We start from the raw sequence: 12,843 nt of genomic DNA on the forward strand, positions 1-12,843 counted from the left end.
TTTCATGTAGAACCTCCTGCGTTCAAGATACGAGAAAATTCTACTTATGAGCACCTCAGTTTTTCGGGGGGATTACCATGCGTTCTATCGACTTTTCTCCGCTCTATCGTTCTGCCATCGGTTTCGATCGTCTGGCCAATCTCATCGAATCTGCGGCCAGCAATGGCAATGCCGGTTATCCCCCCTACAACATCGAGCAGTTGGGTGACAACGACTACCGCATTAGCATGGCGGTGGCGGGCTTTACTCAGGAAGAGCTGGAGCTGAGCTTCCAGGAAAATCTGCTGACGGTGAAGGGCAACAAGCAGGCCGATACCGAGCGCAACTATCTCTATCAGGGGATCGCCGAGCGTGGTTTCGAGCGCCGCTTCCAGCTGGCCGACTATGTGCGGGTGAAAGAGGCCGACCTGAAAAATGGCTTGCTGCACATCGAACTGGTGCGTGAAGTGCCCGAGGCGATGAAGCCGCGCAAGATAGAGATCAACGGCTGATAGCCTGAATTTTCTGAAATTTTAAAATTTCCCGGGTGCCGATGACGGGCCTGTGGAGAGTTGAACCTGTTGCTTATTAGAAGGATAGGATTATGCGTAACCTCGATTTTTCTCATCTCTATTCCAACGCCGTCGGCTTCGAGCGGATGGCCCGTGAGCTGGAAGGTCTGTTCGAGCAGAAGACCGCTGCTTACCCTCCGTACAACATTGAAAAGCGCGATCAGGATGGCTATCGCATCAAGGTCGCCGTGGCTGGCTTCGAGCGCGAAGAGCTGGAGCTGGAGACCGAAAACGGCACCCTCAAGGTGAAGGGGCGCAAAGGGGCTGCGGCCGGTGAGCGTCAGTTCCTCCATCAGGGGATTGCCGAGCGTGACTTCGAGCTCGCCTTCAAGCTGAGCCAGCACGTGGAAGTGCAGGGGGCCAAGCTGGAGCATGGTCTGCTGACCATCGATCTGGCACGCGAACTGCCGGAGGCGCTCAAGCCCCGCGCCATCCCCATCGGTAAACCCGAGCAGCTGGCGCTGCCCGGCTAAGCAAACCGGATCGCGATAAATGACAAAGGCCTGCATCTGCAGGCCTTTCTGTTTTTGTATCGCTGGATTGGATTAACCAGCGTAGAGGGCGTTTATCTCATCCGCCAGAATGGCGATGCCGCGACGCACCAGCTCCTCGCTCTGGGAGTAGTTGAGGCGAATGCACTCCTGGCTGTGATGCCACTCGGGGTCATCGATGCCGGGGAAGAAGTAGTGGCCCGGCACGATCAGCAGGTTTTTCGCCTTCAGTCGCTCGTACAGCTCCTGACAGTGGATCGGCAAGCCTTCAAACCAGAGCCAGAGGAAGAGGGCGCCTTCCGGCTTGTGAATGTGGAAGCGCGGGTCAGGGATCGCTTCGCGCAGCAGCTGCACCGCCAGCTCCGCCTTCTGCTGATAGAAGGGCTTCACCACCTGTTCGCTGAGGGCGATGATCTCGCCGCTCTCGATCATCGGGATGGTGATGGCGGGCCCCAGACTGCCCGGCGCCAGATTGATGATGCCGCTCAGGTTGGTGATGGCCTGGATGATCTTCTCGTCGGCAATGACGATGCCGCAGCGGGTGCCTGGCAGGCCGAGCTTGGAGAGGCTCATGCAGAGGATGGTGTTGGCGTTCCAGAATGGCTTGGCTTCGCTGAAGATGATGCCTGGGAAGGGGACGCCGTAGGCGTTGTCGATCAGCAGCGGAATCCCCTTGTCGCGGGCGATCTGATCGAGGTGTTCGATCTCTTCATCGGTCAGCACATTGCCGGTGGGGTTGGTTGGGCGGGAGACGCAGATCACCCCGATATCGTCGCCCACCTGCAGGCTCTCGAAATCCACGTGGTATTTGAACTGGCCATCGGGCAGCTTCTCGATGGTGGGCTTGTAGGCCACGAAGTAGTCGTCGGCCAGCGCTGAGTCGGCATAGCCGATGTATTCGGGGGCGAGCGGGAACAGCACCTTCTTCTTGCGGCCATCGGCAAATTCGCCGGCCAGCAGGTTGAACAGGTAGAAGAAGGCATTCTGACTGCCGTTGGTCAGGGCAATATTGCGGGCCGAGATATCCCATCCCAGCTCCTTGCTGAGCAGGGCAGCCAGCGCTTTGGTGAACCTGTCTTTGCCTTGCGGGCCGTCGTAGTTGGCCATCGCTCTGACCAGCTCGCCGTTGTCGAGCAGGCTCTTGGCCTCGGCCTGAAAGCGTTCCAGCATGGCGGGGATGGGGGCCGGATTGCCGCCACCCAGCATGATGGCGTCCGGATTGGTCAGCCCCTGATTGAGGTCATCCATGAGTTGGGTAATACCGGCGTGGCGAGTGAACTTCTCGCCGAACAAGGAAAATTCCATTCAGTGACAGATCCAGATTTGAGTTACGGGGATGTAGCACCATAGCTCAGTTTAAAAGCGGGTGTCGATCAAAAAGATGGGACGTTCCACGTGGAACATGGTGCAAAAATCAAGCGTGGTTAAAAGCACCAACTGTTGGTTTAAAAATGACCGAGCGGGATGCATTTTGCGACTCAATTTGGTATCGAGATATAGTTAATTTAAACAAAATCATCATGTTATGAATTGCGTGAGGATTGGCACAACTATTGGAATAGCTATCTGGTCATCTCAACCATACCGGAGCAAACCAGATGAAAAGCCTGATCGCTACCCTGATTGTGAGTGCCCTGAGCCTGAACGTGATGGCCAACGAAAACCCGCGGCCCGAGCTGGAGAGTGCCCAGCTGGAGCAGGATGTGCAGAGCGAGTTGCAACAGGCATCCCATGCCGTAGTGCAAGATGCGTTGCATAACCTCAAACCGCTGGCGCTGGATACCCTGGTGGTGGAGGCGAGTCAGGCTGTGGCGACTCACCCCGAGAGTTGAGGTAGCGCAGGGGGGTCTGTCCCGTATGTTGTTTGAAGAAGCTGATGAAGGCACTGTCGCTGGAGAACTCCAGCGCAGCAGCAATCCGGCTGATGGGCTCGCTTTCTGCCAGCAGCTCCATTGCGCGCAACAGCCGCCACTGCTGACGCCACGCCTGATAGCTCATGCCGGTCTCCCGCATGAAGATGCGGTTAATGGTCTTGTCACTGGCACCCACCCGTTCGGCCAGCCGGTTGAGCCGATCGGGCAGGACATCCTCCCGCTTCAACTGCTGTAGCCAGTCGCCCAGTCTGGGATCCGTCGGCAGCGGCAACTGCCACGACTCCCGCGGTGCCCGCTCCAACTCCTCCATAAACAGTGCCACCGTCCGTTGTTGCTGCTCTTGCGGTTTGTCCCACGGCCAGAGCGCCATCCGCTCGATCAGTTCGTGCAGCAGCGGATTGACAGCCAGCACCTCCACCGTGCCGGGCAACTCGGGGTGCGGCTGGAAGTAGAGTGAGCGGTAGGCTACCACACCGCGCATCAGTACCCGGTGGGCAGTGCCCGCTGGCAGCCAGGCGGCGCGGGTGGGCGGCAGCAGGCAGACTCGACCTTCCAGCTCCATGGTCATGCAGCCGGATTGGGCGAACAACAGCTGATGGCGCTGATGTTGATGCAGGCCCGAGTCGTGCCAACCGAGGGCGGAGGCGATGCCGATCACGCTGCCCGTCAGCTGGTCGGGGTCAAAAGGGTGATCGGGAAGAATAAAGGCCATATGTCCGATTTTTGATGTTTATAGTCCTGCTTATTGTAATCAGACAATCGGCATCTCTCTAGAATGGCGACCTCTTGTGAAGGAGGTTTGTCATGAACAACAAGTTGCCACCGCTCTGGCTGGTGGTGGGGTTGATGATGTTTCCCCAAATTGTGGAGACCATCTACAGCCCGGTCCTGACCCACATCGCCAGCCAGTTTCAGGTGAGCGAAGGGCAGGCATCCCAGACCATGTCGGTCTATTTTCTGGCGTTTGCGGTGGGCGTGGTCTGCTGGGGTCGGCTCTGCGATCTGATCGGACGGCGCCCCGCCATGCTGGCCGGTCTGCTGACTTACGGTGCGGGCACCCTGCTGGCGCTGCTGGCCAACCAGTTTGAAACCCTGCTGCTGGCCCGGGTCATCTCGGCCTTTGGTGCAGCCGTGGGTTCCGTGGTGACCCAGACCATGCTGCGTGACAGCTATCAGGGCAGCGATCTGGCGCGGGTCTTCTCGGTGATGGGCATTGCGCTCTCCCTCAGCCCGGTGCTGGGGTTGCTCAGTGGCGGTCAGCTGGCGAGCGGGTTCGGCTATCTCGGAGTGTTCAGCGGTCTGTTGGTCCTGGCGGTAGGCTTGCTGCTGGTTACCTGTTGGCAACTGCCGGAAACCCGCCCGGTTACTACCCAGCGAGTCGCACTCTGGCCGCTGGCGTGCCGGATGATGAAGGATGGCGGGCTCTGGCGCAGTGCCATGCTGGTCGCCCTGTTCAACACCATGCTGTTTGGTTACTACAGTCTGGCGCCGTTCCTCTTTGCAGGATTGGAATTGAGCACCGGCGAGTTTGGTTATTCGGGGATCTTGCTGGCGCTGGCGACCCTGGTTGGCAGCCTGCTCAACAAGCATCTGCTGGGGAGGGGGTGGTTGCCATCCTCTCTGATCAGACTGGCTTGCGCTCTGGCGCTGGTTGCCGGGCTGCTGGTATGGGCGAGTCAGGCCAGCCTCTGGTTCCTGTTGCCCATGATGGGTGTCGTCGTCGCTTTCGGGCTGGCTATTCCCAATGTGCTGAGTCAGGCGCTGCTGGCCTATCGCGAGGTGGCAGGCAGTGCTGGCGCCCTGTTCGGGCTTGGCTACTACCTGCTGCTTAGTCTGGGGTTGGCGGTGGCGGCCGGATTGCAGGATCTCGGCCTGTTGCTGAGTGGCTGCGGTCTATTGGCGCTGATTTGCAGTGGGCGTCGTTCCACGTGAAACATCAGTTGCCGATAAAGCGGTAGCCGATACCTGATTCGGTCTCGATAAGCGTCGGTTGCTGGGGGTTATCCCCCAGCTTTTTGCGCAGACTGGCGATGACGATGCGCAGGTAGTGGGTGTCCTCCTTGTGGCTCGGCCCCCAGATGTCATTGAGCAGCTGGGTCTGCATCACCAGCTTGCCGGGGTGGCACACCAGCGCCTGCAGCAGGGCGAACTCCTTGCGGGAGAGAGGGATTTCCTCCTCTTTCATGGTCACCTTGTGGCTGCTGATATCCAGCGTCAGGCCGCATTGGGGGAAGTGGCGCCGCTCGCCGCTGCTGACGCCAGCCCGCTGGCGCAAGAGCACACGGATGCGGGCCATCATCTCGCCGATGCCGAACGGCTTGCTCATGTAGTCGTTGGCGCCGGCATCCAGCAGCCGCACCTTCTCCTGCTCCGAATCACGGGCCGACAGCACCAGCACCGGATTGGGGTGGTGTTCGCGAATGGCCTGCAACACCTGAATGCCATCGCCGTCAGGCAGGCCGAGATCGAGGATCACCAGATCGGGGTTGAGGTGGCGATACTGCTCCAGCCCTTCATTGACCCCCACCGCCTCACTCACCTGATGCCCCTCGGCAATCAGGCTGATCCGCAGAAAGCGACGGATCGCCGCTTCATCATCTATGACCAGAATGTGTGCCATCGAACCTCCAGAGGCGAATGGTGGGAGGGGCTGATTGACCCAAGCTGGCGGTCAGCCATCAGACCTCCGGTGAATTGAGAGCGAGCGGCAGGGAGATGCGCATGCAGGTGCCGTTGCCATTGGGGCCGGAGAAGGCCCAAATCTTGCCGCCGTGGGCCTCTATCATAGCGCGGGAAATGGCGAGGCCAAGCCCGGTGCCACGGCTGCCGCAATCGCCAACTGGCTGGGTGTAGAAGAGGTTGAAGATCTTCTCCCGATCCGACTCGGCGATACCGACCCCGATATCGATGATGTCGATGATGAGGTCGGGTTCGGCCACCATCACCTTGAACTCGATAGGGGTGCCTGCCGGCGAGTAGCGGGAGGCGTTGTCGAGGATGTTGACCAGCACCTGCTCGATCAGGGCGCCATGGACATAGAGCTGGGGCACATGCTGATCGAAATGGACCAGCAGCTTGTGCTGGCGCCAGGAGGAGTCGAGCCGCTTGCGGGCGCTCTCCACCAGATCAGCCAGATCGACCCAGTCCCGTTTCAGTTGGAAATCGGGGGAGCCGATGCGGGTCATATCCAGCAGATTCTGCACATAGCTGTGCAGGCGGCGCGCCTCCTCCTGCACCGAGTGGAGCAGTTCGTCGCGGTCTTCGGCGGGGATCCGGTCACCATATTCCAGCAGGGTGCTGCCGGCACCCATGATGGTGGCCAGCGGCGTCTTCAAGTCGTGGGAGACCGAGGAGAGCAGGGCGGCCCGCATCCGGTCGGTCTCCGCCTGCAACTGGCTGTCGGCCAGCCGCTCGTTGAGGTCTATCCGCGCCAGCGCGGCGCGAATGTCGGTGAGCAGCGCCTGCAGCTGATGCTCGGCAGAGGAAGAGAGCGGATTGGCCAGCGTTATGCCGATCACCAGGTCATCGCTGAGGTGGTGATACTGTGCCTCGGCGGCATTGAGGGTGGCGGTGTGGGCCCCGGCGCTCTGCTTCTGGGCCAGACACCAGTCGATGGCCGCCTTGTCGGTCTGGCCGGGCCTGTGCTTCTCGTTGCCGAGCCTGTCGTTGAACTCCTTGTCGATCACCACGGTCGGCTGGCCGAGCGCCAGTGAAATGGCCTGGGCACCTTGTCTGAGCACCTCCTCCGGGCTGCTGGCGGTGGCCAGCCCCTGACTGAGGGAGAGCAGAGCATTGCCCAACTGCTGGGTCTCGCGCAGACCGATCAGCTGTTGCCGCTGACGGGAGGCGAGGCGCCCCGCCGTCATGCCGACGATAAGCAGCACAAACAGGGTGAGCAGGTCGCTGTGGTTGGCGACGCTCAGGGAGAAGTAGGGGGCAGTGAAGAGCAGATTGTGGGCGATAAAGCCCAGCACCGCCGCCAGTGTGGCGGGCACCAGACTGGTGGTGAGGGCCGTCGCCAGCACCCCCAGCACGAAGATGAGCGGTAACGCTGCGGGGGGCAGCCAGTAGGAGAGCCCCCAGGCGGCGGCCGAGGTGATCCCCATGATCACCACTGCCAGCATGCTGTGGTGTATATCCTTCGGGGTCGGGACGCGCATCCCCACTTCGGGCTTCTGCTTCTCGGTATCGACCAGCGTGATTTCGAGCCCCTGCGCCTGCTTGAGCAGGTGCTGCACCAGCGAGCGGCGCCATGGCGCCTTGTGAGGTTTGCCGAGCAGAAGCTGGGAGACCTGTTGCTGTTCGGCGGTCTCCAGCAGGGTGTTGGCGACCGCCGGGCTGGATAGCGTCAGCACCTTGGCGCCGAGGTGGGAGGCGAGCGCCAGCGCCTGCTCCACATCGGCCGAGCGGCGGCCATTGCTGTCGACATGCACCACCAGCCACGGGAGCTGACGGCGCTGGGCGAAGCGGTGGCCGTAGCGCACCAGCGCCGAGCCGTGCAGGTCGCCGAGGCAAACCATCAGCTTGCCCCGCAGCGGCAAGGTACTCTTGCCCGCAGCCTGCCACTGCAGTTGCAAATCGCCCTCCACATGGCTGGCGGCGGTCTGCATCGCCAGCTCCCGCAATGCGGTGAGGTTGTTGAGGGAGAAGAAAGATTGCAGCGCAGCCTTGGCCTGATGGGGCACATAGACCTTGCCCTCCTTGAGGCGGCCGAGCAGCTCCTTGGGGGGCAGGTCGATCAGCACCAGACTGTCGGCTTCCAGCAGCACCTGATCTGGCAGAGTCTCTTTCACCCTGACCCCGGTCAGCTGCCACACCAGATCGTTGAGACTCTCCAGATGCTGCACGTTGAGGGTGGTGTAGACGTCGATCCCGGCGTTGAGCAGCTCCTCCACATCCTGCCAGCGCTTCTCGTGGCGGCTGCCGGGGGCGTTGCTGTGGGCCAGCTCATCCACCACGGCGATGGCCGGTTTGCGGGCGAGCAGGCCGTCGAGATCCATCTCCTCCAGTCGCTGCTGGCGGTGCATGTGGATCTTGCGCGGCATGATGGCGAGCTTATCGAGCAGAGCCAGGGTCTCCTGACGGCCGTGGGTCTCCACCACGCCGATCAGGATGTCGACCCCCTCTTTGGCCTGTTCCCGCACCGCCTGCAACATGGCGTAGGTCTTGCCGACGCCGGGAGCGGCCCCGAGAAACACCTTCAGCTTGCCCTTGTGCTCCTGTTCCAGGCTCGCCAGCAGGGCGTCGGCCCTTACCTCATCACGCATCCTCATGCTCCTGCATCAGACTCGCCAGCAGGGCGTCGGCGCTTGCTACATCAGCCATTGTTATCCCTATTGAGCCAACCGCCCGTTTCGAAAATCGAGGTCATCACCAAACCGGAATGGGTGCCATAAGGAGCCCTTTTAATGATCCAGTTGCAGATTCAGCTGGAGAATGTTGACCACCTGCGGGCCAAGGATACCAGCTTGTGTGGCCGACTTGACCTGCTCCGTCAGTTGGGCGGGATCCAGTCCACGTTCTTTGGCGACGCGGTCGACCTGAGCCAGCACCGCATCCAGCGGCAGGTGGGGATCGAGGCCGGAGGCGGAGCGGGTCAGCATGGCGGGGGAGCGGGTTCCCGGCTGTGCCTTGGCTGCCTGTTCGGCAAACTCTGCCCGCAGTGGCGAACTCATCCCCAGATTGCTGGCGCTGCCGCCTATGGTGTTGAAATCGCTGGCGGAGGGGCGGGGATGGAAGTAGTCAGCCCGCGCGAATTTCTGCCCCAGCAGGGCGCTGCCGATGAGTTGCTGCTTGCTGTCGGTCAGCTGGCTGCCGTTGGCCTGCCAGGGGAACAGCAGTTGGGCCAGCCCGGTCACCACCAGCGGATAACCCACTCCCAGCAGCAGGGTCAGGGTCAACAGGGTTCTGATTGCTATCATGATTCTCTTGCTCCAAATGGATGGCTGGGGATGCGGGTCTGACCCGCATCCCGGTTATGCCGTTACACCAGACCGAGGCCGGTGATGACCAGATCGATCAGCTTGATGCCGATAAAAGGCACCAGCAGGCCACCGACACCGTAGATCAGCAGGTTGCGGCGCAGCAGGCTGGCGGCCGACCCTTTCAGGTCGACGCCACGCAGCGCCAGCGGCACCAGCGCCACAATGATCAGGGCGTTGAAGATGATGGCCGACAGGATGGCGCTCTGCGGGCTGCCCAGCTGCATCAGGTTCAGTGCCCCCAGTTGCGGGTAGGAGGCGAAGAACAGGGCTGGCAGGATGGCAAAGTACTTGGCCACGTCGTTGGCGATGGAGAAGGTGGTCAGGGCGCCACGGGTCACCAGCAGCTGTTTGCCGACCAGCACCACGTCCAGCAGCTTGGTGGGGTTGGAGTCGAGATCCACCAGATTGCCCGCCTCCTTGGCGGCCTGGGTACCCTCGTTCATGGCCAGACCCACGTCAGCCTGCGCCAGTGCGGGCGCATCGTTGGCGCCGTCACCGCACATGGCGACCAGACGACCATCGGCCTGCTCCTGCCTGATATAGGCGAGCTTCTTCTCCGGCGTTGCTTCGGCGATGAAGTCATCCACCCCGGCTTCGGCGGCGATGGCGGCGGCGGTTTTCGGGTTGTCGCCGGTGATCATCACGGTGCGGATCCCCATGTGGCGCAGGATCTGGAAGCGAGCTTTGATGCCGGGCTTGATGATGTCCTTGAGGTAGACCACCCCCAGCAGTTTCTCCTGAGTGCAGACCAGCAGCGGAGTCCCACCCTGACGGGCGATGCTGTCGACTGACTTGAGCACCAGCTCAGGTACCGCCTTGCGGTCGAGGCTGAGGTAGTTCAACACGGCATCCACCGCACCCTTGCGATATTGATGACCGTTGCGATCCAGCCCGCTCAGCCGGGTCTCGGCGCTGAAGGGGATCACCTTGTCGCTCTCCAGCTGGCTCGGCTTGGCCATGCTCTTGCTGGCCAGAGTCAGGATGGATTTGCCCTCTGGGGTGTTGTCACCCAGCGAGGCCAGCATGGCCGCTTGTGCCAGCAGGGCGGGGTCGACGCCCGGCGCCGGGATCAACTCGTCGGCCATCCGGTTGCCGAAGGTGATGGTGCCGGTCTTGTCCAGCAGCAGGGTGCGCACATCACCGGCCGCTTCGACGGCACGGCCAGACTTGGCGATGACGTTCAGCTTCACCAATCGATCCATACCGGCAATACCGATGGCGGAGAGCAGGCCGCCGATGGTGGTCGGGATCAGAGTGATAAAGAGAGCGATCAGGTAGAGACGCGGGACCTGGGTGCCGTTGTAGTCGAGGAACCAGGGCAGGGTAGCCACCACCAGCAGGAAGATTAGGGTCAGCCCCACCAGCAGGGCGTCCAGCGCCATCTCGTTGGGGGTCTTCTGGCGTTTGGCCCCTTCCACCAGTGCAATCATCCGATCCAGTGTGCTCTCGCCCGGATTGTTGCTGACGCGCACCCAGATCTCGTCGGAGACGACCGTCGTGTTGCCGGTTACACCGCTGCGGTCGGTGCCCGACTCGCGAATGACGGGGGCGGATTCGCCGGTGATGGCGGCTTCGTTGACCGAGGCGATACCGGCGACCACTTCGCCGTCGGCCGGGATCATCTCGCCGCTACGTACCAGCACCAGGTCCCCCTTCATCAGGCTGGTGGCGGGTACCCACTCGCCCTGACCATCTTTAGCATTCGCCACCCGACGGGCCTTGAGCTGGCTCATGCCCGCCTTCAGGCTGTCGGCGCGGGCCTTGCCGCGCCCCTCGGCCAGGGTTTCCGCGAAGTTGGCAAACCAGAGAGTCAGCCAGAGCCAGGCGGTCAGCTGCCAGGCCAGCGAGGGGGCAACCCCCGAGAAGGGCTGCCCCAGCAGGGACTCCACGGTCGCCATGACTGCGGCCAGCCAGAGGGTGAACAGGATGGGGCTGCCAAACAGCGCCTTGGGATTGAAGCGATAGAGGGCCTCAACCATTGCCTGGATGATCTGTGATTTCTGTTTTTTGCCCTGCACCTTAATGGTGTCGGTGCTCATTGCAGTGGACTTGCTCATTGGAAAGCTCCCAGCATTAGATAGTTGGCCATTGGCATCCGGATGGTGATCGACAGGGTCAGGTTCATCAGAGTGCCCCTCCGATCAGGCTCAGATGTTCGGCCACCGGACCCAGTGCCAGCACCGGCAGGAAGGAAAGGCCACCTATCAGAAGGACGGTGATGATCAGCAGGGTAACGAACAGCGGGCCGCTGATGGGGAAGTCCCCTTCGCTCGTCTCCTGACGGGGCGCGCGGGCCAGCTGACCGGCGATGGCCAGTACCGGAATGATGTAGCCGAAGCGACCGAGCAGCATGGCCAGACCGATGGCGATGCACTGCCAGTTGTCACCGGCGGCAAAACCGGCGAAGGCGGAGCCGTTGTTGCCGGCAGCCGAGGCGTAGGCATAGATGAGGCGTGACAGACCGTGCGGGCCATCATGGCCGATGATGGTGCTGGCATCCGGCATCAGCAGGGTGACACCGCCGATCACCAAAACCCCCACCGGCATGACCAGCATGCTGGCAACCACCCACTTCATCTCGGTGATGCCGAGGCGTTTGCCCAGATAGGTCGGGGTACGTCCCACCATCAGGCCGCACAGGAACACGGTCAGCAACACGAACAGCATCATGCCGTAGATACCGGAGCCGACCCCGCCGAAGATGACCTCACCCAGCAGCATGTTGATCATGCCCACCATGCCGCCGAGCGGAGTAAAGCTGTCGTGCATGGCGTTGACGGCACCGTTGGAGGCGGCAGTAGTCGCCACTTCCCAGATGCTGGAGAGCACAGGGCCGAAGCGGCTCTCCTTGCCTTCCCAGTTGCCAGTCATGTTGCTGGCGTCAGTGGTGAACTGGGCGAGGGCGTGATCCGGTTTCAGCTCCTGGGAGAGGGAGACGAAGAGCCCCAGCACCAGCATGAGGGTCATGGCACCGAGAATGGCGCGGCTGTGGGCCATGTCCTTCACATAGCGGCCCAGAGTAAAGACCATGGCGGCAGCGATGGTGAGCAGGGCGACCATCTCCAGCCAGTTGGAGAGGGCTGTCGGGTTCTCGAACGGATGTGCCGAGTTGATGCCGAAGAAGCCGCCGCCGTTGGAGCCCAGCTGCTTGATGGCGATCTGCGAGGCCGCCGGGCCGAGGGGCAGCAGCTGCTCCTGACCTTCCACACCGTGGAACGGCAGATAGGCTGACAGGCTTTGCGGCACCCCTTGCCATACCAGCACCAGCGCTATGATCAGCGCGATGGGCAGCAGCACATAGAGGCAGAAACGCACCAGATCCTGCCAGAAGTTGCCAAGGTTGATGGTCTGCTGACGAGCGATACCGCGGAACAGGGCAATGGCGACGGCGGCGCCCGTCCCTGCGGAGACGAAGTTCTGGGTGGTCAGCCCAACCATCTGGCTGAAGTAGGAGAGGCTGGCCTCACCGGAATAGGCTTGCCAGTTGGTGTTGGTCATAAAGCTGACTGCGGTGTTGAAGGCGAGTTGCCAGCTCAGACCCGGCAGTTGTTGCGGGTTGAGGGGCAGCAACCCCTGCGCCATCAGGATCAGGAACAGCAGACCGAAACCGGCGCCGTTGAAGGCCAGCAGGCTGAGGGCGTAGGACTTCCAGTCCTGCTCCCGTCCATCGGTGCCACAGCAAGCCAGCGTGGCGCGCTCGACCGGTGCCAACCAGCGGATTTTGCCTTCAAATACCCGGTAGATGTAGTTGCCCAGCAGCGGTGCCGGCAGCAGAACCAGCAGCACGAAGGCCACCGGATAGATTATTTCTTGCCACATGTTCTAGTTCCTCACTCGTGGTCACGGTGCGTCAGGGCACGCATTGGATTGCTCACGAGGCTCGGCAGTTTGCTGGCCACCGGGTAGATAATTTCTTGCTGCATATAGGTAGTCCCTCACTCGT

11 protein-coding genes are annotated in these 12,843 nt (G+C 61.6%); 4 read left to right on the plus strand and 7 right to left on the minus strand.

Features of this window, described 5'->3' with window-relative positions; translation table 11 throughout:
* Positions 1-77 precede the first annotated feature (77 nt).
* Together OKC43_RS19675 and OKC43_RS19680 are read left to right on the plus strand one after the other, a co-directional pair.
* Complete coding sequence (locus tag OKC43_RS19675) at positions 78-491, plus strand: Hsp20 family protein (protein ID WP_236272344.1); 414 nt, start codon at positions 78-80, stop codon at positions 489-491.
* 92 nt (positions 492-583) lie between these two features.
* Positions 584-1,024, plus strand: coding sequence for an Hsp20 family protein (locus tag OKC43_RS19680; protein WP_236272345.1), 441 nt, complete (start codon positions 584-586; stop codon positions 1,022-1,024).
* A 72-nt stretch (positions 1,025-1,096) separates the two neighbouring features.
* On the opposite strand, the gene OKC43_RS19685 is transcribed toward OKC43_RS19680, so the two are convergent.
* A complete protein-coding gene (locus tag OKC43_RS19685; RefSeq protein WP_236272346.1) occupies positions 1,097-2,347 on the minus strand; it encodes a valine--pyruvate transaminase in 1,251 nt (416 codons plus the stop codon).
* 293 nt (positions 2,348-2,640) lie between these two features.
* Here OKC43_RS19685 and OKC43_RS19690 point away from each other — a divergent pair, with 293 nt between their 5' ends.
* Positions 2,641-2,874 (plus strand): hypothetical protein, encoded by a 234-nt coding sequence (locus OKC43_RS19690; protein ID WP_005342304.1) that lies wholly within the window; start codon positions 2,641-2,643, stop codon positions 2,872-2,874.
* On the opposite strand, the gene OKC43_RS19695 is transcribed toward OKC43_RS19690, so the two are convergent.
* Positions 2,804-3,628 carry an AraC family transcriptional regulator gene (locus OKC43_RS19695; RefSeq protein ID WP_236272347.1) on the minus strand — a complete coding sequence of 275 codons (825 nt, stop codon included), beginning with the start codon at positions 3,626-3,628 and terminating at the stop codon, positions 2,804-2,806. The two genes, OKC43_RS19690 and OKC43_RS19695, sit on opposite strands and share 71 nt — an antisense overlap.
* 92 nt (positions 3,629-3,720) lie before the next feature.
* On the opposite strand from OKC43_RS19695, the gene OKC43_RS19700 reads away from it, so the two are divergent.
* The gene (locus OKC43_RS19700) at positions 3,721-4,848 is read left to right on the plus strand and encodes a multidrug effflux MFS transporter (protein ID WP_139429238.1); all 1,128 of its coding nucleotides are present in this window, start codon (positions 3,721-3,723) and stop codon (positions 4,846-4,848) included.
* Positions 4,849-4,852: 4 nt separating this feature from the next.
* On the opposite strand, the gene OKC43_RS19705 is transcribed toward OKC43_RS19700, so the two are convergent.
* The 5 genes from OKC43_RS19705 to kdpA form a co-directional block, all read right to left on the minus strand.
* Positions 4,853-5,536 carry a response regulator gene (locus OKC43_RS19705; protein WP_005355774.1) on the minus strand — a complete coding sequence of 228 codons (684 nt, stop codon included), beginning with the start codon at positions 5,534-5,536 and terminating at the stop codon, positions 4,853-4,855.
* Positions 5,537-5,594: 58 nt separating this feature from the next.
* On the minus strand, positions 5,595-8,183 hold the full coding sequence (locus OKC43_RS19710) for a sensor histidine kinase (RefSeq protein ID WP_043820734.1): 2,589 nt from the start codon (positions 8,181-8,183) through the stop codon (positions 5,595-5,597).
* 138 nt (positions 8,184-8,321) lie between these two features.
* Positions 8,322-8,837, minus strand: coding sequence for a potassium-transporting ATPase subunit C (locus OKC43_RS19715; RefSeq protein ID WP_236272348.1), 516 nt, complete (start codon positions 8,835-8,837; stop codon positions 8,322-8,324).
* A 62-nt stretch (positions 8,838-8,899) separates the two neighbouring features.
* Positions 8,900-10,957: a potassium-transporting ATPase subunit KdpB gene (gene kdpB / locus OKC43_RS19720; RefSeq protein ID WP_236272349.1), complete on the minus strand. Its 2,058-nt coding sequence runs from the start codon at positions 10,955-10,957 to the stop codon at positions 8,900-8,902.
* A 67-nt stretch (positions 10,958-11,024) separates the two neighbouring features.
* A complete protein-coding gene (gene kdpA / locus OKC43_RS19725) occupies positions 11,025-12,719 on the minus strand; it encodes a potassium-transporting ATPase subunit KdpA (protein WP_236272350.1) in 1,695 nt (564 codons plus the stop codon).
* Between the last annotated feature and the right edge of the window lie 124 nt (positions 12,720-12,843).

This window comes from Aeromonas sp. Y289-2, assembly GCF_027705925.1.
In the GTDB taxonomy this organism is placed as follows: domain Bacteria; phylum Pseudomonadota; class Gammaproteobacteria; order Enterobacterales; family Aeromonadaceae; genus Aeromonas; species Aeromonas veronii.